At 41.7% G+C, this 21,179-nt stretch carries 22 protein-coding genes; 14 read left to right on the top strand and 8 right to left on the bottom strand.

Annotated features, from left to right (window positions below; all coding sequences use genetic code 11):
• The first annotated feature begins 3 nt into the window (after positions 1–3).
• Complete coding sequence (locus tag WHS63_RS11455) at positions 4–201, top strand: hypothetical protein (protein ID WP_445200042.1); 198 nt, start codon at positions 4–6, stop codon at positions 199–201.
• A gap of 52 nt (positions 202–253) precedes the next feature.
• On the opposite strand, the gene WHS63_RS11450 is transcribed toward WHS63_RS11455, so the two are convergent.
• The 5 genes from WHS63_RS11450 to WHS63_RS11430 form a co-directional block, all read right to left on the bottom strand.
• On the bottom strand, positions 254–964 hold the full coding sequence (locus WHS63_RS11450; protein ID WP_445205221.1) for a peroxiredoxin: 711 nt from the start codon (positions 962–964) through the stop codon (positions 254–256).
• Positions 965–993: 29 nt separating this feature from the next.
• Positions 994–1,506, bottom strand: a complete 513-nt coding sequence (locus tag WHS63_RS11445) for a ferritin-like domain-containing protein (protein WP_445205220.1) — start codon at positions 1,504–1,506, stop codon at positions 994–996.
• A gap of 3 nt (positions 1,507–1,509) precedes the next feature.
• Positions 1,510–1,953 (bottom strand): Fur family transcriptional regulator, encoded by a 444-nt coding sequence (locus WHS63_RS11440; RefSeq protein WP_445205219.1) that lies wholly within the window; start codon positions 1,951–1,953, stop codon positions 1,510–1,512.
• A 663-nt stretch (positions 1,954–2,616) separates the two neighbouring features.
• Positions 2,617–2,832 (bottom strand): helix-turn-helix domain-containing protein, encoded by a 216-nt coding sequence (locus WHS63_RS11435; RefSeq protein ID WP_445205218.1) that lies wholly within the window; start codon positions 2,830–2,832, stop codon positions 2,617–2,619.
• A 203-nt stretch (positions 2,833–3,035) separates the two neighbouring features.
• Positions 3,036–4,073: a nucleoid-associated protein gene (locus WHS63_RS11430; RefSeq protein ID WP_445205217.1), complete on the bottom strand. Its 1,038-nt coding sequence runs from the start codon at positions 4,071–4,073 to the stop codon at positions 3,036–3,038.
• 220 nt (positions 4,074–4,293) lie between these two features.
• Here WHS63_RS11430 and WHS63_RS11425 point away from each other — a divergent pair, with 220 nt between their 5' ends.
• The 12 genes from WHS63_RS11425 (at position 4,294) to WHS63_RS11370 (ending at position 17,662) form a co-directional block, all read left to right on the top strand.
• On the top strand, positions 4,294–5,013 hold the full coding sequence (locus WHS63_RS11425) for a 4Fe-4S dicluster domain-containing protein (RefSeq protein ID WP_445205216.1): 720 nt from the start codon (positions 4,294–4,296) through the stop codon (positions 5,011–5,013).
• A gap of 17 nt (positions 5,014–5,030) precedes the next feature.
• On the top strand, positions 5,031–6,104 hold the full coding sequence (locus WHS63_RS11420) for a heterodisulfide reductase-related iron-sulfur binding cluster (RefSeq protein ID WP_445199299.1): 1,074 nt from the start codon (positions 5,031–5,033) through the stop codon (positions 6,102–6,104).
• A gap of 27 nt (positions 6,105–6,131) precedes the next feature.
• A complete protein-coding gene (locus WHS63_RS11415; protein WP_445205215.1) occupies positions 6,132–7,145 on the top strand; it encodes an FAD-dependent oxidoreductase in 1,014 nt (337 codons plus the stop codon).
• A 1-nt stretch (position 7,146) separates the two neighbouring features.
• Positions 7,147–7,482 (top strand): 4Fe-4S binding protein, encoded by a 336-nt coding sequence (locus tag WHS63_RS11410; protein ID WP_445205214.1) that lies wholly within the window; start codon positions 7,147–7,149, stop codon positions 7,480–7,482.
• Positions 7,479–9,317, top strand: a complete 1,839-nt coding sequence (locus WHS63_RS11405; RefSeq protein ID WP_445205213.1) for a (Fe-S)-binding protein — start codon at positions 7,479–7,481, stop codon at positions 9,315–9,317. Before WHS63_RS11410 ends, WHS63_RS11405 begins: the two co-directional genes overlap by 4 nt.
• Before the next feature lie 11 nt (positions 9,318–9,328).
• Positions 9,329–10,510: a trans-sulfuration enzyme family protein gene (locus WHS63_RS11400; RefSeq protein ID WP_445205212.1), complete on the top strand. Its 1,182-nt coding sequence runs from the start codon at positions 9,329–9,331 to the stop codon at positions 10,508–10,510.
• A gap of 122 nt (positions 10,511–10,632) precedes the next feature.
• Positions 10,633–13,347 carry a T9SS type A sorting domain-containing protein gene (locus tag WHS63_RS11395; RefSeq protein WP_445205211.1) on the top strand — a complete coding sequence of 905 codons (2,715 nt, stop codon included), beginning with the start codon at positions 10,633–10,635 and terminating at the stop codon, positions 13,345–13,347.
• A gap of 252 nt (positions 13,348–13,599) precedes the next feature.
• The gene (locus WHS63_RS11390) at positions 13,600–14,916 is read left to right on the top strand and encodes an aminotransferase class I/II-fold pyridoxal phosphate-dependent enzyme (protein WP_445205210.1); all 1,317 of its coding nucleotides are present in this window, start codon (positions 13,600–13,602) and stop codon (positions 14,914–14,916) included.
• Between the two features lie 45 nt (positions 14,917–14,961).
• Positions 14,962–15,198 carry a 4Fe-4S dicluster domain-containing protein gene (locus tag WHS63_RS11385; protein ID WP_369490486.1) on the top strand — a complete coding sequence of 79 codons (237 nt, stop codon included), beginning with the start codon at positions 14,962–14,964 and terminating at the stop codon, positions 15,196–15,198.
• 38 nt (positions 15,199–15,236) lie between these two features.
• Positions 15,237–16,322: a 3-methyl-2-oxobutanoate dehydrogenase subunit VorB gene (locus tag WHS63_RS11380; protein ID WP_445205209.1), complete on the top strand. Its 1,086-nt coding sequence runs from the start codon at positions 15,237–15,239 to the stop codon at positions 16,320–16,322.
• A 5-nt stretch (positions 16,323–16,327) separates the two neighbouring features.
• Positions 16,328–17,089, top strand: coding sequence for a thiamine pyrophosphate-dependent enzyme (locus WHS63_RS11375; protein WP_445203163.1), 762 nt, complete (start codon positions 16,328–16,330; stop codon positions 17,087–17,089).
• 27 nt (positions 17,090–17,116) lie between these two features.
• Positions 17,117–17,662, top strand: coding sequence for a 2-oxoacid:acceptor oxidoreductase family protein (locus WHS63_RS11370; RefSeq protein ID WP_369490489.1), 546 nt, complete (start codon positions 17,117–17,119; stop codon positions 17,660–17,662).
• Positions 17,663–17,710: 48 nt separating this feature from the next.
• Here the strand turns inward: WHS63_RS11370 and WHS63_RS11365 are convergent, their stop codons facing one another.
• Positions 17,711–18,868 carry an iron-containing alcohol dehydrogenase gene (locus WHS63_RS11365; RefSeq protein WP_445205208.1) on the bottom strand — a complete coding sequence of 386 codons (1,158 nt, stop codon included), beginning with the start codon at positions 18,866–18,868 and terminating at the stop codon, positions 17,711–17,713.
• Between the two features lie 77 nt (positions 18,869–18,945).
• Positions 18,946–19,251: a hypothetical protein gene (locus WHS63_RS11360; protein WP_369490491.1), complete on the bottom strand. Its 306-nt coding sequence runs from the start codon at positions 19,249–19,251 to the stop codon at positions 18,946–18,948.
• 175 nt (positions 19,252–19,426) lie between these two features.
• Between WHS63_RS11360 and ung the strand changes: the two genes are divergently transcribed.
• Positions 19,427–20,098: a uracil-DNA glycosylase gene (gene ung / locus WHS63_RS11355; protein WP_445205230.1), complete on the top strand. Its 672-nt coding sequence runs from the start codon at positions 19,427–19,429 to the stop codon at positions 20,096–20,098.
• Here the strand turns inward: ung and WHS63_RS11350 are convergent, their stop codons facing one another.
• Positions 20,099–20,824, bottom strand: coding sequence for a hypothetical protein (locus WHS63_RS11350; protein ID WP_445205207.1), 726 nt, complete (start codon positions 20,822–20,824; stop codon positions 20,099–20,101).
• Positions 20,825–21,179 lie beyond the last annotated feature (355 nt).

The raw sequence follows: 21,179 nt of genomic DNA, 5'->3' as shown, positions 1-21,179 counted from the left end.
CCTATGAACCGCTGTAAGTGTATTAAAGTTCCAGAATCGAACAATGGGCAGGGTAAATTTAAACTCAATGCCTACTACGAGTTCGATTACATCCCGCCCATTAAGGATAATGCCTCGTATTACAGGGTGTTTAGCCTTGAGGATAACATTAGTGAAAATTTTAGCATCAAAGCGTTTAACGAACATTTCAGGAAATACTAAAAAAACGGCTCAATTTCTTGAGCCGTTTTTTCGTTTAAAGTATACTCCCTAGCTATTTCTTAAGGATTTTCTTCATCACCGTATCCTTGTCCAACTTTTTAGTACAGAAGAACCAATCGTAGCACTTCACATTGGGGTCTTTACCTTCCATCCTGTCCTTAGCAGTGCCACAAGAACCGGCAGGAGGAACAATTACATCGTCGCCGGGTTGCCAATCGGCAGGGGTAGCAATTCCAAACTCATCGGCAGTTTGTAAGGCGATGAGTACGCGGTATAGCTCCTCAAAGTTACGGCCTAAGCTTAGCGGGTAATAGATGATGGTTCGGATAATACCCTTGGGATCAATAAAGAATACCGCACGCACTGCCTTGGTGTTGCTCTCGCCGGGTTGAATCATACCGTATTTCTTGGCAACATCCATGGTAATATCCTCAATTAGCGGGAATGTTACCTCTACGTTTTTCATACCCTTGTATTCAATCTTCTCCTTGATGGTACGCAGCCATGCTATGTGGCTATATAAACCATCAACCGAAAGCCCCACTAACTTACAGTTAGCCTCGTTAAACTTCTGCTCCATGGAGGCAAAGGTCATGAACTCCGATGTGCATACTGGGGTGAAATCGGCCGGATGGCTAAATAGGATTACCCAACTTCCCTTGTAATCATGCGGAAAGTTAATTTCACCCTGGGTTGTCATGGCCTTGAACTCAGGCGCTTTGTCGCCAATACGTGGCATTGCAATTACTTGATTTTCTTCCATTTTTGTTTATTTTAAGGTTTGACAAATTATTACAGTTTAAATTTCCTAATCTCCTCCTTCATGCGATTGATATCGGTAATCCAATCCTCAATATCATTCTCATGTTCAATTTCCTCGGCAAGTATCTGGGTAGCCATTTGGTGGGTCATGTGATCCTTACCGTTAGTAAAGGTGGCTATCTCGTTGTACCTTCGAATAGCACAACGCTCACCGTTCAGGTTTTGTTCCAGAATGGCTTCAATGTAAGGGTCAACGGGAGCATCGTAACTGCAGCCGGCATGCTTAAACCAATCGTTGGGATGTAGCAATGGTGTGCCACCAAGCTGTATGATACGATCGGCTACCATAACGGCATGGTTAAGTTCCTGGCTGGCATGCAGTAACAATTCAGGTTCTATTTCGCTTCGCATAGGGCCTTCCATAACCCTTGCACCAATCCAGTACTGGTAGTAAGCAAGCCATTCCTCGGCTAGTGCTGCGTTAAGCATCTCAAGTAATTTTTCTACATCAACCGATGCTATTCTAATTCCTTCTTTTCCCATAGTTTATTTGTTTTGGTTTGGTTTGTCGTTAGTTGCTTTATAATTTCCAATGATTTGCAGGCTAAACTCTTTGATCTGGAAATGTGGAATTTGTTTTCTATCAAAGTATGCCTTTAGGAGCTCATCAAGCTCAGGATCGTGATAGTTTTCAATATGGTTGCAACTTTCACAATATATATGGTGATGCTTTTCCATTTCAACATCGTACCTAACAAAATCGCTATCGGTTTTTACCTTTCTAATAATACCGTGTTCGCAGAATGTATCCAGGATATTGTAAATGGTTCCTATGGCTATGCTGGGAAAACGGCTATGCAACTTTTGCCTTACCTCCTCAGCAGAGGGGTGATTCATAATCTCATACAAAGCCTCAAGCACGGCAACCCTTTGCGGGGTAACCTTTAATCCCTTTTCGGAAAGCAGCTTGGTTAATTCATCGTAATTCATCCTATATAGGAATTATTCTTATTTAATAGAACATAAATTTACAAAAAAGGTTTAGGCAAGTCAATATTATTTTTGAAAATCTTTAACCCAAGTGCGATGAATTAACAAATTCAACTGGTTCAATTTTAGAGTAATGAAGCGGAATGAGTCGGAATGAGTCGGAATGAATCGGAATGAATCGGAATAGGCAGAATATGATGGAGTTAGAGGAAGTTAGAAGAATATTTTAGTCCGTGAAACGTGAACCGTAAGCCGTGAAACGAAAGATTTGAGGCGGGAATGATACGGAATGAGTCGGAATGAGTCGGAATAAGTAGAATATGATGGAGTTAGAAATAGTTAAAGGAAGTTAGAGTCCGTGAAACGTGAACAGTAAGCCGTGAAACGCAAGATTTGAGGCGGGAATGAATCGGAATGAGCCAGAATGAGTCGGAATAGATAGTATATTATTGATTTAGAGGATGTTAGAGAAAGTTAAAGGAAGTTAGAGGTATAGTAAAAGGTGAACGGCTAAACCAAATGGCCATGAATTAACAAATACAATCGGGCTAATAAAAATTGTGGATACATAAACTTTATTGGAGGAAATTTGTCAATTGAAACAAGCTGTAAAAATGTTTTATTGTGTATCTATGGATTAATCTGGGTTTAAAATTGGAATGGTTAACCATTAGTGCTTATTTTTTCAAGCATCTCCTTTCTAAGAATGATTAACTTTTTACCGGAAGTTATTTCAATAATACCTAATTTGATTAGCTCGGAAAACTGTCGGCTAACGCTTTCGCGCGAAGTGCTAACTAAGTTGGCTAACTCCGTAATGTTCAAAGGGAGTTCAAAGGTATTTGATTTAAAAAGATGGTTTGAGAAACAGAGGAGCAACTCGGTGTTATTAGTTTTTTTCTAGTTTATGTCATTCATATAACTGTGCTTGCTCAATGGGCATTAATAATAGTGCCATTTGGTAAATGGACTCACTTTATATATAGGTCCTTTGCCATGTATTTTGATGCACTTATTATCACCAAGGAGAAAAAATAGTGTTACTATGAACGAAAAAGGCCGGCAACGTCCGGCCTTTTTTATTATACCTCTTTGTCAAAGAAAAGCTTGTAGTAGTTTAGCCCCGTATCGGGATCAAAACCGCGCTCCACGCGGTCGCGCCCCCCATGAATGTAAATGTGAAAATTCTTATCGAGTTTCACTACGCTTTTAAAAAACTTTTGCGATTGCCGGGTGGCATCGGTCGATATCTTAAAGCTATCGGGGATATTACAGCCAATTGCTTCCTCATACTTTTGCTTAAAATCGCGGAAGGTCTCAGCCATCTTGGGCTCCTCCAGAACCACCTCTTCAAACTCCTTTAGGTCAAAAACCTCGTTCGCTTTAAAAAAATCACGCGTTTTACAAAGAATATCAGCCTGGTCAACTTTTGCAAATTTGTTCTCAGGCTTAACTACCTCCTCAACAAACTCGCGGCAAAGATTAATTGCCTGTTTGGTCTGGTAAAAATCGTCGTTACGAAGTTTGACACGCAGAAAATCATTTAGCCAGTACTTGGCTTCGTCGCGGTTGGTATTATCAATTACGCAAAGCTTATAGCCAAAATCCTTTTCGGTGTTAAAAACTAAGCAAGCCTTATCGAGCTTGCGGGGTGTAGTGCCAAACTGACAAGTTACCTTCAATCCTTTGGCATCGCGACTTACATGTAAAAAACGCTCCTTGCTCTCGGCCTTAAAAATTCCAATGCCATCAGTAAGTTCACCATCAACAACCATATCGGTAAAAGAGGCAATGTATAGCTCCCCTCCCTTAATGTTAGGATGAACAGACACATGCTGAAGGTGATTAGCCACATTCCTTGAAAACTCAATAAAACTAATATTCCCCTCAAAAAAATCGCTGCAGTAACTATACAATTCATTAAGTTCAAGGCTTGAGCTGTGCTCAAATGAGTAAAATCCTTGATTTCTAAAACTCCCTAGAAAGTACTCCCTTAGCAGGCTATTCAATAGGTTATCATCAATATCTAAAGGTGTATCTGATAAAATAATATCATCAGTATCTACCCCAACTGAGTGGACTATAACCTCGGTTAGTTCAGCATTTGAAAAGTCAAGCATGGTAATTTTAAATTAATTTCACGAAATTATGGATTTGGAATCACCTATGCAAAAGCTAAAACAACTAATAATTTAGACACCATAAAAATTACTTTTATAAGTAATTAACATTTTACCACTTAGCTAAATAGGGTAATTGGGAAAATGTAAAAAATTGCTAAGGGTTCTAAAAAAAATATAACTTTGCTTGTTAACAAACTAACAATCAACCCAGAAAGCCATGGGTAAACTTTTTGACAGGTTAAACTCCGATGTTCGCTTTGTTGAGGGAATAAACGGATGCATAAACTGTGGTACCTGCACAGCAATATGTCCTGCAGCTGAGGTTTACGACTATGAACCCCGAACCATAGCAAACCTCGTCCAAATGCGCGACGATAATGTTATTGAGGAATTACTTAAAAGCGATACCATTTGGTATTGCGGCGAGTGCATGAGCTGTAAAACACGATGTCCACGAAACAATGCACCCGGCTTACTGATACAAGCGCTAAGAGGATTATCCATAGAAACAGGGCTTTTTGTTGAATCGGAAAAGGGACGTCAACAGCTCTCGTTAAAGCGGATGTTGGGCAACTCCATTCTGGAAACAGGCTACTGTGTTCATTTTGACCACACAGAATTGAGCATGTTCCCAGAATTGGGCCCCGTTTGGCAATGGGTTAGGGATAACCGTGAAAAGGTTTTAGCAAAAGTAGGGGCAAACTACAATGGTTCGGGGCCTGGCGCCATGCGCAAAATCTCAAAGGAAAACCTCGACGAACTTGAAAAGATATTTGAAGTTACAGGCGGCTTGGATTGGTTTGATAAAATTGAGGACGTATCGGCACAAAAAGCCAAAGAACTGGGCATGGAAAAGGGCGATGCTACCGATAAAAAATCTGCTTACTTTACCCATGTTTATAAGTATAACAATGCTGAAAAGCATCGCCGTAAGTAGTTTAAAGGATAAATTCAATGAAACAGGAAGGTAAAAAACGTATTTGGAGCGATTACCAAAAGGAAATTGCTGATGATAAATTTTATTTTGTCAGGAGTTGTATAAGGCAAACCTTTTTCCCGGGAAGCGATTCCACCTTTATCAGAATTTTACGGGATGTGCTTGGTAAAGACATTTATGAGAACCCTGACCATACCACCTGTACCGGCATTGGTTACCATACCGAGGTAGTACCATTTCCAACCATTCAAACTGTTGTTGCCCGTAATTTTGCTCTGATGCGTGAAAAGGGTTACGTTAACTATACCCCATCGTGCGTTACTTCCTTTGGTATTTACACTGAGATACTTGAAACATGGCATCACTTTCCACAGGAAAAGGAAAAAACCCGAGAGTATTTAAGAAAAGCAACAGGACGGGAGTTTGAAGAGCCTGACAATTTAGCTCATACAAGTGATGTACTGTATAAATTTCGCAACGAGATTGCAGCAAAAGCTAAGTATAGGCTAATAAACAAGCATACTGGAAAACCACTAAAAGTTGTTGACCACATCGGCTGTCACTATGCAAAAATGTTTCCAAGCAAGGGGGTTGGTGGAGCTGAATACCCACAGGTACTTGCCGGACTGGTCGAAGCCTTTGGTGGTGAGGTAATTGACTACCCGGAACGTAGGCACTGCTGTGGTTTTGGCTTTAGGCAATACTTTGTGCAAGCCAATCGAGGTTATTCCATATCTGCTTCGAAAAAGAAATTTGAGTCCATGGAACCCTTTCAGCCCGATTTTATTATAACTAATTGCCCTGGCTGCAACTACTTTATGGATAGGTGGCAGTACGCCCTTGGCGAAATGGAAGGAAAAACCTACGGGCAAAACGGCGAAGGTATTCCAGTGCTCACCTATGAAGAGGTTGCAGGTTTGGTGCTTGGCTTCGACCCCTGGGAAATGGGCATGCAAATGCACCAGACCGATGTAGAACCCTTGTTAAAGAAAATGGGTGTTGAGTACGATCCCAACCAAAAGTATAAGGGGCCCAACGGCGAAGATCTTGGCGTACCAATGAGTCCCCGTTTTGTGAATGAAAAGGCATAATTAAAATATGAAAATATTAATACTCCCATGAAAAAAGTAGCAGTAATAGGAGGTGGTGTTACAGGGCTTGAAGCAGCAAACCAGCTTGCTCAAATGGGTTATTCTGTAACAGTTTTTGAGAAAAAAAACGCTCCTGGAGGCCAGGTATCAAAGTGGGACAGACTTTTCCCAAACCGCAGACACTCTATTGATGTGGTGAACGAACTAAAATCGTATCTAAATGGAAACCCAGCCATCTATCTATCAACCGCAATAAATAAGATTACCAAAAAAGATGAGCGCTTTCAGCTTGAAGCCTATAACCAGATTTTTGAAGCCGATGCTGTACTCATAGCAACAGGATTCGAACTATTCCCTGCTGAGCGCAAGGAGGAATACGGCTACGGAATTTACGACAACGTGATAACCTCGGCAGAGCTGGAAGGTATGTTCAGGGAGCATGGGCATCCTATTATGCGAAATGGAAATGCTCCTAAAAGAATTGCATTCATCCACTGCGTGGGCAGTCGCGACGAAAAAGTGAAACGCCCTTACTGCTCAAAGGTTTGTTGTGTTACTGCTGTAAAGCAGGCAATTGAGGTAAAAGAGGCCATTCCCGAAGCGGAAATATTCTGCCTTTACATGGATTTGCGGATGTTTGGCCCGGGTTACGAGGATTTATACAAGGAAGCGCAACAGATAGGCATTAACTTTATCCGAGGACGCTTATCGGAGGCTAGTGAACTCGATGGGGGTAGAGTCCTCATAAAAACAGAGGATACGCTCTCATCTAAACCCCTAAAAATGTCGGTCGACATGGTAGTGCTAATGGTAGGCATGTCGCCAGCCGAGGGAACTGATGAGCTAATTGCAGCCCTGGGACTTCAAACCAACAAGGACGGATTTGTTGAAATAACTGATTATCATCTAAACCCTGTTAAAACCAAGGTGAGCGGCGTATTTACAGCAGGTGCTTGCACGGGGCCAAACAATATAACCGATTCCGTTAATGCTGCCCGTTCGGCTGCCATCGAAATTCATAATTACCTAAACAGCAAGTAGTATGATTGATTTTGGTTTTGCCCCAATGCCAATCAGTATTCACAACCTTGATACTGCAAATTTAGCTTTGGCACAATGGATAAACCAACAGGATGTAACCTTTAACCACTGCATTGCCTGCGGGAGTTGTACTGCAACCTGTATCGCCGGACAATTTACAACCTTCAGCTTTCGGGAATTATGCCACGCCATTCGGAGAGGCGAGGTAAAGAACGCTATTGATGAATCGGAAAAGTGCATGCTTTGTGGCAAATGCACACTGGTTTGCCCACGAAATGTAAATACCCGAAACATCATCATGCTAATTCGTAAAGCTAACCTAACATTCAAGCCATGAGGTACCATCCGTTCACATTACCCTTTTCAATTGGGCTTGGTTTTATAGTTCTCTACATCGTAGTGATGTGGACTATTTGGATCATAAGGCTTAGCCGGCGTGAGCAAAAAATAGTTTGGAAACGGTTATTCTCCCTCAGAACAGTCTCTGCCATTTGGGAATCGATACGTGAGGGGTTACTCCATCGAAATATATTCAAGCGCAATATACTTTTGGGTTACATGCACATGAGCTTAGCTTTTGGCTGGTTCATGCTTATTGTGCTCGGAAATCTTGAGGCTCGTTTGTACCCCCATGGGGTAATAAATCCGCCTTACTACCCTATCTTTTTTGAGTTTTTCAGGCACGACCTAACCCCACTCCACGAGTATGAAGAGATTTTCACTTTTCTGATGGACTTCTTCCTGCTTATGGTGATATCGGGGGTTAGCTTAGCCTTTTTTAAAAGGTTCCGGAGCCGCACCCTCGGCATGAAACGCACAACAAGGCATATCCTAATCGATAGGATTGCAATTACGGCTCTTTGGTTCATCTTTCCGCTAAGGCTATTTGCTGAAAGCGTAACTGCGGGACTTTATAATACCGGACACTTTTTTACCAACTTTCTTGGTCAGTGGGTCATATACAATCTTCCGCTCGATTACCTGTACTACCCTGCATGGTGGGCATACTCAATAGCTTTAGGTGTTTTCTTTATTACTATGCCCTTTTCACGGTACATGCACATTCCCGCTGAAATCCTACTCATTTTCCTTAGAAAATATGGCGTTAAGGAAAAGGATATCCACTCAACCTTCACCAAGTTAGAATTGAGTGCATGTTCGCGCTGCGGAATTTGCATTGATGCGTGTCAGCTTAGCACCTCGTTGAATATCTCCGATACTCAACCAGCATATTTCATTCGCGATTTGCGTTACAGCCAACCAAGCGAAAGGCTCAGAGAAACATGCATGATGTGCATGCGATGCCTTGAGGCATGCCCAGTTGGTATCGAAATAACCCGAATACGTGAGAACGAACGCAGGAAGTATCCATTATTCACATCGTCGAGCTACAGCTACATCAATGGATATAAATACCCAAAGGCAAAGGTGGCATTCTTTGCAGGATGCATGGGGCATTTAACACCATCGGTGATAAAATCGACCCTGGCCCTGTTCGATGCCGCAGGTGTTGATTACACCTTTATTGACAAAAACGGAAGTATTTGCTGTGGTAGGCCACTACAAATGAACGGCCAGGCCGATGCTGCCAAACAACTTATAGCCAAAAACAACCATTTAATTGTTGAAAGTGGTGCCGAGGTGCTAGTAACCTCCTGTCCAATATGCGCCCGAGAGTTTGCCAGTAGCTATCACCTTACAATACCTGTTTTGCACCATAGCCAGTACCTGCTTCAATTAACCAAACAAAACAGGTTGAGGTTCAACCAGTCGGGGTTAAAAGTTACCTACCACGACCCCTGTGAGCTGAGTCGTGGACTAAATATTACCCGAGAGCCTCGCGAACTCCTGCAAAATGCAGCGATCTTATCAAACGGTAGCAAAGAAATTGAAAGTAAATCGTTATGCTGTGGTGGCAGCCTTGGCATTACCAATATCTCCATGACCGACCGTTACAAAATTGCTAACAACACTCTTGATGAAATTGTTACTGAGAGTAGTAGTTACTTAGTAACAGCCTGTCCAATGTGTCGCAAAACTTTTACCAACGCACAAGAAAAAATAAAAGTGCTTGATATTGCTGAAATATTGGAAAAGAATTTAAACTTTGCACCCGAAAAAGCGTCAGATAAAGTTCAGACGCAAGCTAAACATCAAGCAGTAACAACATAAAGTAAAAAGCAATGCATAACGAGAAACTTGGATTTAACAGCCTTCTCATTCACGGGGGCATGGAACCCGACCCAATGGGAAGCGCAACAGTACCCATTTACCAAACATCAACCTTTGCCTTTGAGAATGTTGACGAAGGAGCAAGGTGCTTTGCAGGAGAAAGCGATGGATTTATCTACACCCGAATAGGCAACCCAACCATTTCGGCGCTTGAGCGCCAGGTGGCTATTCTGGAAAATGGTTTTGGTGGAATTGCCACTGCCTCGGGTATGGGCGCAGTAACGTCAATTTACATGGCTTTTCTGAAAGCAGGTGACCACATTGTTAGCACCGATGCGGTATACGGGCCCTCACGCGGTATCATGGAAACCTACTTCAAGCGTTTTGGGGTTGAAAGTACGTATATCGACACATCGAAACTCGAAAACATTGAGGCTGCCATTAAGCCAAACACCCGAATGTTATACCTTGAGAGTCCCACTAACCCTACCATGGTTATCACCGATATAAAAGCAGCCTCTGAGCTAGCCCATAAGCATGGGTTAGTAGTGGTGGTTGATAATACCTTTTGTAGCCCTTACCTGCAGCGTCCCCTCGATCTTGGCGCCGATGTAGTATTTCATTCAATGACCAAGTTCCTTAACGGTCATGCCGATATTGTTGCTGGTATTATTGTAACTAAAACTCAGGAACTATATAAAACTGTTCGGCCAGCCATGGTGAATATGGGCTGTAATATGGATCCGCACCAGGCCTACATGGTTCTAAGGGGTATCAAAACCCTTTCGCTCCGTATTGAACGCGCCCAGCAAAACGCTCAAAAAGTTGCCGAATATCTTGAGAAACACCCCAAAATTGAATGGGTTAAGTTCCCGGGGCTAAAATCGCACCCTCAGTTTGAGCTGGCTCAAAAGCAGATGAAGGGACCGGGTGCCATGATAAGCTTTGAGCTAAAAGGCGGCATTGAAGCCGGTAAAATACTCATGAATAATGTACGGTTGGCCATGCTGGCGGTTTCACTTGGTGGAGTTGAAACATTAATACAACACCCAGCCTCTATGACTCACTCAAAGATGTCGCCTGAGGCCCGACTAAAAGCCAACATCACCGATGGCCTAGTCCGTTTTTCGGTTGGTATTGAGGACGTTGAGGACATTATTGCTGACCTTGATCAAGCTTTAGCCAAAATTTAATGGAAAACCCAAAACAATATTTTACCCGCAATTGAACATTGCGGGTTTTTTAATACCAAAAAAATATATACCTTTATTTTTAATTTTCGTAAAAAATGTATTTGAACAAAATTTTACCCAATATGAAAAAGTACATTGCGCTGGTAAGTTATGTTCTAATGTGTGTTTCCGTTTACGCACAGGTAGAGAGAATGCCCTTTGGTGATAAAATGAACTATACTGCCAATAAGTTAACCATTGGAAATTCTAAAGGCCCATCTACTCCAGGTTCAGCCCTATTTTATGAAGATTTTGAGGGTACCACCTACCAGCTAACTGATAAGTGGGAAGTACTAAGGAGTACAACATTAGATTTTCAACAAACCACTGCTGCTGCAAACCCCTCATGGTTCAGATGTACACCTCAAAGCTTCAACGGCAATGGATCAACCTATATCAAGCATGGCGAAGCCTCAGGGGCAATATCATTTACTGCTCCCGATTTTACTTGGCTCATTACTCACGATACTATTGCTATTCCATCCGATCCGGAAGCATTTCTGAAGTTTTGGCTTTGGTATTACAGCAACTATGATCAGGGTTACATAACCCATTTTTATGTATTGGCATACGATGTAGATGGCAAAACCCTTGATACTCTATTGTACTATGGTAATGATCAAGCCACATCGGTACCCAACCAGTATAAGTCGCTAATCAACCTTTCACTTTCAAAAGTAGCGGGTAAAAATGTTCGGCTAGCATTTGTATATGAGAATCGGAACAACCAGAATAAAGGAACACAACTTGCAATCGATGATATTCTGGTAACCAACACAAACATTCCGGATATTGAATTAAAAGCAATTCCCTACAAGTACTCAAAAGTACCTCACATAACTTTTGACTCCCTTTTTATCGATCTTAAAGCAAATATTTATAACCTGGGAACAGTTTTAAACGATACATTGACAATTTCAGCATCGTGCAATAAAATATCCAACTTACAATCATCCGCGGAGATTACCGATACCATTGAAAGTGGGGAGCAGAGAGTGATAACTCTTAGCCCTAAAGTGAAGATTATGCCCACCGCTGAAAGTTACACTTTCAACCTTAATGCTTCTACCCCACCCGATACCTTAACTCAAAACAATACCGATAATACAACCCTGGAGGTAAGTAGTTCAATCTTTGCTACCGATAGGGGTGTAAAAGGTGGCATATCATTTAATCCAAACACCCAAATAGGTAACCTCTATGAGTTTCAACATGATGGTTTTATAGAAGGTGTTGAAATTGGTTGGGCCCAAAACACTACAATCCCTGAAACTGCCTACCCGCTAGATTTTGTAGTGTATGTACTTGAGATTAACCCAGCTAGTCCAAGTGAAGCCAAAACTTTAACCCAGGAATATTTCACAAAGGAATACTCAGCTAATGGCGGTTCAATTATTTACTTCTTACCTAAGCCAGCTTATTGTCATAAAGGGTTCTCGTATTATGTTCTTGTAAAGCAAACCTCCGATACTCCTCTTGGTATTGGATACGATGGAAATCCTTACGGAGCCTTTTGGAAGGTTGATGAATTTTCCCCGCTGAACGCCACATATATGGCCAACCAATCCATTGGCAACATAGCGGTAAGAGCACTCGTAAGCGAGCCTGTTGAAAATCCAACTGTTTTCTTCAACATTAAGAATGAGCAAAAGGAACCCGCCCAAAATGTTAAAGTACGAATTGTTGAGCTCGATTCAACAATTACAACAAACGCACAGGGGCAAGCCTCCATCAATCTAAACAATGGCCAATACACCTATAGCATCGATTCCACGGGCTATTCATCGCTCAAGAAAAAATTCACAGTATTCTCGCAGAATCTAATAATTAACGATTCGCTTGTGAAAGCCTACAATGTGAAGTTTAGGATTGTTGACACTGACTCCGTACCACTGCCCGGAGCTAGAATTAATGTTTACCCCATTACCCTCACAAGTAATGAGAATGGTGAAGATAGTACCATGCTACCTTCAGGAAACTACTCGCTTAAAGTAATGCTTTCCAACTATAAGATGAAATACCCGATTGATTTACTGGTTGAAGATAAAGATACCCTTTACATTGTTGTAATGGAGCAAGCTACAACCTACAACCTGACTGTAAATGTAAAAAACACTAAAGGTGAAAGCTTACCCAATGCCGATGTTAGTTTAATGGGCTATGGAACCCTTAAAACAAATAACGAGGGTAGCTGTGCCTTCAACGGACTACTTCCCGGAAACATAATGGGTTCTGTTAAGTATTACAATTATATTTGGGGATTAATATTTGTGGATCTTACCTCCGATAGCACTATCAACGTAACCTTAATCCCTGAACACTATACTGCCACTTTTTACGTTACATCCAAGGGAAATCCTATTATCAATGCCGAAATTATTATTGAGGGTTTAGACACCTTACATACCGGACTAAATGGTTACGCTCAATCCACATACATTCCATTCGGAATCAGTATACCATACACAGTAAAAGTAAAAGACTACTACACTCACACTGGTAGCTTTGATATTTGGGATGCCGACGTTCTTGTTACTGTTAACCTGACCCCTCTTGGAGTAGATGACAATTATGATGATCTACATCCTACAATTTACCCAAACCCAACCTCTGATTTTATTACAGTTACCGGCATTAATAATTATTCCATCTCTATTTTTGATATAAACGGAAGGGTAGTTTACCAGAATAGCAATCCTGACAGCAAGGTTGATATTGGTTTCTTACCAAAGGGAATGTACATAGTTAAGCTTAATACATCAAAAGGTTTTAGTATTCATAAAGTTCTAAAGCAGTAATTCTAAAATAATGTAGTTAAAAAAGGAGTGCTAAGCACTCCTTTTTTGTTACATTCTATAAGCATAAATTCATTTTTTATCAATATTATTTTAATTATCAATTTAAATTGATAACAAATTATCACTTTTTTTTACGTTTTTCTGAAAGACTAAAAGAAATATTTTGTAAACTTGTAGTGCTTAATTCGTGAAGTGTGAAATGTTGATATTTACCTGTAATAAGCAAATTGTCAATACATTATAAAACATACCATGAAGAATACGCCCATCCCCTACGAAGTAGTAAAGCAAAAGATTCAGGAATCAAAGTTACCAAGTGTAGGTAAGGCCTCGATTCGTGAGCTGGTTAAACTTGTCAATGAGATTGAAAAGGAAACCGGTATCAAGTACGTAAGAATGGAAATGGGAGTGCCCGGGCTGGAGCCATCACAAATTGGCATTGATGCTGAGATTGAAGCATTGAAGCGAGGGGTTGCCTCCAAGTATCCGATGATTGACGGTGTGCCAGAACTAAAAAAGGAAATTGCACGGTTTGTAAAAAACTTCATCAATATTGATGTTGATGAACAGGGATGTATACCTACAGTAGGTTCCATGCAGGGTGCTATGGCTGCTTTCCTGGTGGTAAACCGTTGCAATGCAACAAAAGATACCATTCTATTCATCGATCCCGGATTCCCAGTTCAAAAACAGCAACTTAGGGTGCTAGGAATGAGCTATGAAACCTTTGACGTATATAACTTCCGTGGCGATAAACTCCGCGATAAGCTTGAATCGTACCTCAAAAAGGGCAATATTTCAGCAATACTTTACTCAAATCCCAATAATCCCTCATGGATTTGCTTTACCGAAAAGGAATTGCAAACAATAGGCGAGCTAGCCACAACCTACAACACCATTGTTATTGAGGACCTTGCATACTTTGCCATGGACTTCCGCAAGGATCTATCCAAACCCGGACAGCCTCCCTTCCAGCCTACTGTGGCTAACTATACTCAAAACTGGTTAATGCTTATCTCCAGCTCCAAGGCATTCTCATATGCTGGTCAACGCATTGGCACCATGGTTATTAGCAATGGTCTTTACAAGCGCCGTTACCCTGACCTAAAACGCTACTTCACTTCCGATGAGTTTGGCTACGCCATGCTTTACGGGGCTGTTTACTCCCTATCGTCGGGGGTTTGCCATTCTACACAGTACGGTTTTGCAGCCATGCTAAAAGCAGCCAACGACGGAACCTTCAACTTTGTAGAATCGGTTCGTGAGTACGGTGAAAAGGCCAGAATAATGAAAAAGATTTTTACAGAAAACGGTTTTACAATAGTTTACGATATGGATGAAGACAAACCCTTGGCCGATGGATTTTATTTTACCATATCGTACCCGGGTTTAACCGGAGAGCAGCTAATTGAAGAGCTTCTATACTACGGAGTTAGCGCCATTTCATTAGCCATAACCGGTAGTGAGAGGACTGAGGGCTTACGTGCCTGTGTATCGCAGGTGCAGCGCAACCAGTTTTCCGACTTGGAGGAGCGTTTAAAGCGATTTAACCAGGATCACAGGAACTAAAAGTTTCAACCAAATAGTAAAACAACAAAAATAAATTTGACCAATATGGCAAAAGTAAGAGGAGCAATTGTGGTCGATGTAGAAAAATGTAAAGGATGTGGCCTTTGTGTGGTTGCCTGCCCTTCAAAAGTTATTGAACTGGCAAGGGAGGTAAATGGCAAAGGATACAACTACGCCTACATGGCCAACCCCGAAGCCTGCACAGGCTGCGCAAACTGCGCATTGGTTTGTCCCGACACGGTTATCACTGTTTACAGGGTTAAAACTGAAGCTGAGGCTTAAAACCGACATTTTGTATAAACAAAAACTCATTAAAGAAAATGGCAGAGTTAAGATTAATGAAAGGGAATGAGGCCATAGCCGAGGCAGCCATACGTTGTGGTTGCGATGGTTACTTTGGCTACCCCATAACCCCACAATCCGAGGTGCTTGAAACCCTAATGGCTCGTAAGCCATGGGAAGAAACCGGTATGGTTGTCCTACAGGCCGAAAGCGAAGTTGCCGCTATTAACATGGTTTACGGCGGTGCTGGTTGCGGTAAAAAGGTCATGACATCATCATCAAGCCCCGGGATAAGCTTGAAACAGGAAGGTATTACCTACATTGCCGGTGCTGAACTACCTTGCTTAATTGTTAACGTAGTACGTGGAGGTCCCGGGTTGGGAACCATTCAGCCTGCCCAGAGCGACTACTTCCAGGCAGTTAAGGGTGGCGGACATGGCGACTATAAGCTGATTGTTCTTGCACCAGCATCGGTTCAGGAGATGTACGATTTTGTTGACCTTGGATTTGAACTCGCTTTCAAGTATCGTAATCCAGCCATGATTCTTTCCGATGGTATCATCGGTCAGATGATGGAAAAGGTTCAAATTGGCCCCTATAAACCCCGCATGACCGACGAGGAAATAGTAGCCAAGTATGGTTCATGGGCCACAACCGGTAAAACCCCTAACCGCCAACGCAATATCATCACCTCGCTTGACCTCGATGCAGGCCGTCAGGAGCAGTTCAACCTAAAACTCCAGCGCAAATACAAAGAGATTGAGGAAAAAGAGGTTAGGTTTGAAAAAATTGCATGCGACGATGCAGAGTACCTGTTAGTTGCCTATGGTTCATCGAGCCGTATTTGCCAGAAAGTTGTTGATATGGCCCGCGAAAAGGGAATAAAAGTAGGATTACTACGTCCCATAACCCTATTCCCCTATCCTACCAAGGCAATTCAAGCTATGCTGGGGCAGCTCAAAGGAATCCTTGCAGTAGAAATGAGTGCCGGCCAAATGGTTGAGGATGTTCGTCTGGCTGTTGAAGGTAAGGTTAAGGTTGAACACTATGGCCGCATGGGAGGCATGATTCCTACTCCAAATGATGTTTTAAAGGCTTTAGAAGAAAAAATTATTAAAGGCTAAAAAAGATGGACGTAAAAGATATAATCAAGGAAGAGAATTTGGTTTACTCCAAAACCAAGCTCCTAACCGACAATATTATGCACTACTGCCCGGGTTGTACCCATGGTGTAGTTCATAAGGTTCTGGCTGAAGTTATTGACGAGCTGGGCATACAGGAAAAGACCATTGGTGTTGCACCGGTTGGGTGCTCTGTGCTTGCATACAACTACATTGATATTGACTGGCATGAGGCAGCCCACGGTCGTGCTCCTGCGCTTGCTACCGCTATCAACCGTTTATACCCCAACAAGTATGTTTTTACCTACCAAGGCGATGGCGACCTAGCCTCAATTGGTACTGCTGAAATCATACACGCCTGCAACCGTGGCGAAAATATTGTGGTTATTTTCATCAATAATGGTATTTACGGGATGACCGGAGGTCAAATGGCTCCTACCACCCTTATTGATATGCCCACTTCAACATCACCATACGGACGAAAAGCCGAGCTCAACGGTTACCCCTTAAAGATTACCGAGCTAATAGCCCAACTCCCCGGAACATGCTACGTTACACGCCAGTCGGGACACACACCCGCTGCCGTTCGTAAACTCAAAAAAGCCATTACTAAGGCCTTTGAGAATACCGGAAAGAAAAAAGGCACATCGTTCATTGAGGTAGTATCGACCTGCAACTCCGGTTGGAAGCTATCGCCCGTTAAAGCAAACGAGTGGATGGTTGAGCACATGTTCCCATATTACCCGCTTGGCGATTTGAAAGACGAGTAGTAGTTAATCAATTTAAAAACTAAAAAAATGACCGAAGAAATCATCATAGCCGGTTTTGGTGGGCAAGGTGTTCTATCAATGGGTAAAATCCTTGCTTACTCAGGCATAATGCAGGACCAGGAAGTAGCCTGGATGCCCTCGTATGGTCCCGAAATGCGTGGCGGTACTGCAAACGTAACTGTAATTCTTAGCGATTCACGTATCAGTTCCCCAATTCTTCAGGAATTTGACACCGCAATCATTCTTAACCAGCAGTCGCTCGATAAGTTCGAAAAGATGGTAAAACCGGGTGGCACACTGATTTATGACCCCAACGGTATTACTCGTCACCCGCAGCGTACCGATATCAACATATTTAGGGTTGAGGCTGCCGAGGAAGCTGCTAGAATGAAGAACGCTAAGACCTTCAACATGATTGTTTTGGGAGCTTTCCTTAAAGTGAAACCCATTGTTAAGCTTGAAAATGTAATAAAAGGGCTTGAGAAATCGTTGCCCCAACGTCACCATCACCTAATTCCCATGAACCAGGAAGCAATAAGCAGGGGAATGGAGATTGTGAAAAAGATTAATTAAAACGTATACTAAAAAAAAAGCCTGACTGTAAGGTCAGGCTTTTTTTTATTACACGTATGGCTCCGCAGCCCGTTTTAGTATTTTTTCAACAATATCGGACGTGATGTTTTTATTTTCGCCCATCTTCCATCCTCTTGCAGCAAATCTGTCAACAATTGGTTTAGTGTCGGCAACGCTGATTCCATGCTCTGGCAAACGTGTTTTTACGCCCAAACCCCTAAAGAATTTCTCGGTTTCCTCAATTGCTCGCTCAGGGGTTAAATTTTCTCCGTTTAGGTTCCAAACCCTACTACCATACTGTAGTAGCTTCTCTTTTTTGAATTCAACCATTTCGGTTAGTAAAGCCGGATAAATTATAGCAAGAGTAACTCCGTGATCAAGTCCAAAGAATGCGGTAAGCTCATGTCCTATCATGTGGGTAGCCCAATCGGTAGGCACGCCAGTGGAAATCAATCCATTGAGAGCCATGGTACAACTCCACATAAAGTTGGCCCTTAGGTCGTAATCGGTTGGATTTTCCAATGTTTTTGGACCAACCTCAATGAGCGTTTGTAGAATACCTTCGGCAAATCGATCCTGAATTGGTGAATTAGATGGGTATGTAAGGTACTGCTCAAGCACATGGGCAAATGCATCAACAACCCCATTGGCAACTTGTTTCTGAGGAAGCGAATATGTAGTTGTAGGATCAAGAACCGAGAACTTTGGGTATACAGCAGGACTACCAAAAGCATACTTTTCCTTGGTTGCCTCCCTACTAATAACTGCGCCAGCATTCATCTCAGAACCAGTTGCTGGAAGTGTTAACACTGTTCCAAAGGGTAAAGCATTCTCAACCTTTATGCTTTTAGTAAGAATATCCCAGGGTTCACCCTTAAAAGGAATTGATGCCACAATAAACTTTGTTCCATCAATAACTGAACCGCCGCCAACAGCCAGCACAAAATCGACATTATTTTCACGGGCAAGCTTAACAGCTTTTATGAGGGTTTCGTACCGTGGGTTAGGCTCAATTCCGCCAAATTCTAATACTCTTTTCCCTTTTAAGGCGCTAATAACCTTATCGTAAACGCCATTCCGTTTAATACTTCCACCCCCATAGGTTAGCAGTACCGTTTGATAAGGCAACAATTCCTGTGTAATCATATCAATTTGGCCTTCGCCAAATAGTATTTTTACCGGATTGAAAAACTCAAAATTCTTCATGGGCTTAACATTTTTATTAAATAAACAACCCATCGTTCAAAATGTTACGATGGGTTAAACAAATTCGTTCGGATTGATTAGATTACTTGAATAGCTCGTTGTATATCGATAATGATAGCATCTTCCTCATCTTTGTACTCTTTTTTCACCTCCAATTGCAAGTTATCATCATCGGCCCCGGCAAGCCTAACAAAATCAAGCTCTGGTATTGATGTGCTCAAAAACTCAAACAAATCCTCATCGGAAAGGTATTCAAATCCACCTATTGCATTGTATCTGAGCACTGTAATCAAAGCATTCTCATCTGCATCCACAATACTTCGTGCTAGACGTTCTGAGAGGTAATTCTTAACCTTGTTTTTTGAAACCTGAACTTTCTTCATGGCTTTGACTTTTTGCCGATTAAACTACTTTTGTATTGGTGCATTCAATTAACTTTTCCCAATGTTCTAAATACAAATTTAATTTTTTTTACGTGTGATTTATTAAAGTGGTTACTATTTACTTTACTTTGTTTTAATTTTTAATTTCAGGAATATGAACATAGCAACAGGTGAAATCAAGCCTCAAATTGAGGAGACCTGGAAGAATGTTTTAATGGATGAGTTTAAAAAGGATTACTTCATCAAACTTAAAGAGTTTTTGGTAGAGGAGAAGAAAAAATACACTGTTTACCCTCCAGGTTCCCAGATTTTTGCAGCATTTAATCATACCCCATTCAATAGCGTAAAGGTGGTTATCCTAGGTCAAGATCCTTACCATGGACCAGGGCAAGCCCACGGGCTATGCTTTTCGGTTCCTAAAGGTACTTCTGCTCCACCCTCGCTTCAGAATATTTTTAAAGAGATAAACAGCGATTTAGGACTTCCCGTACCAAATCACGGAAATTTGGAAAAATGGGCAAAACAGGGCGTGCTGCTTTTGAATGCAACGCTTACGGTCAGGGCAAATCAGGCTGGCTCACATCAGAACAAGGGCTGGGAAACCTTTACCGATGCTGCCATCAAAGCGCTTTCCGATCACCATATGGGGTTAGTGTTTATCCTTTGGGGGAACTATGCTCAGGCAAAAACGTATATTATAGATACCAACAAGCATTTTATTTTAACGGCTCCGCACCCATCGCCACTTTCGGCTAACAGAGGTTTTTTTGGGTGTAAACATTTTTCAAAAACAAATAGGCTCCTTACCTCCATTGGTAAAGAGCCTATCGATTGGTCGTTAGATTGATTACGAATGGGTTTTATTGAACCGTTCAATTTCCTGCAGGTATTTGGAACGTATTTCCGATATTCGTTCCAGGTTGGCCTTTAAATCGTAAATTCTTATTACATCCTGTGGGCCATCAACCTTCCAGAAATACCCTAAGGCTGCATCAAAAAAACTATTCTGTAGGTTATTCTTAACATGACTGGTAATCAGCTTAAAATCGTCCCATTTCAGTTCCTGGGGAATTTCAATGTAGTACTTGTTATCACCGGCTAAATCGAGATAAATACCCTCGTCGAATCGTTCAACAAGAAATGTTTTTTCTATTGTAATAAGGGCCATACTATTTACAGGCTTGCTACGTCTAAAATCGATGCCATACTCAGTAAGCTTTTGCTGGATTATTGGAATCTCCTCAAAACATCTGAGGTTTTTAATCCTTATACAGTAGTAACGATGATCTTCCAGGTCAATATATCCGTATGTACCCATGCAAGCATGTTTAGCCTCACGGGATAATTTTTGCATAGTCCGAGCTAAAAACATATGGTCGTACTCCCTAACTAGGATTAAAAAGATTGACCTAGGTATTACATCGGTTGGTACATTCTTACCGTAGTAGCCCGGGTATGGTTCATAGTTTTCAAGAACCATGGTGTTGGAGTATATTCGCTCAGAAAGCGATTTAACCTTTTCCTCCTTAACCATTACTCCACGGGTTTCAAGTATCTTAGCAACGGCTGTCATAGTGTTGAATTTTTCTCAATTTACAAAATAAACCGAGGTTAGTCAATAGATGCACCATAAAACATTTAAACAACTTGTTTCTATTGACTTATCGAGGTAATCCAGGCTTATCAAAATTTTTCATTCAGAGGTTTCAGATCGATCAGATTATGTTAGTTGATTCAATGTCGCTTAGTTAACAAAAATATACATACCTGTAATCCTGAGCTTAGCGAAGGATCTCTAATCGACCCCTTGAGATGTTTCGCTTGCGCTCAACATGACAATAGTTTCACGAACAACGAACAACGCTTCCAGCCCCATAGGGGCTTAATATTTGTAACACCATGATTACTCATACATGTATAGCGATGCA

This window comes from Tenuifilum sp. (genome assembly GCF_037481895.1).
Taxonomy (GTDB): Bacteria; Bacteroidota; Bacteroidia; order Bacteroidales; family Tenuifilaceae; genus Tenuifilum; species Tenuifilum osseticum.
Note: the sequence above shows the minus strand (reverse complement) of the source record. Positions and strands in the feature narration are given on the sequence as shown.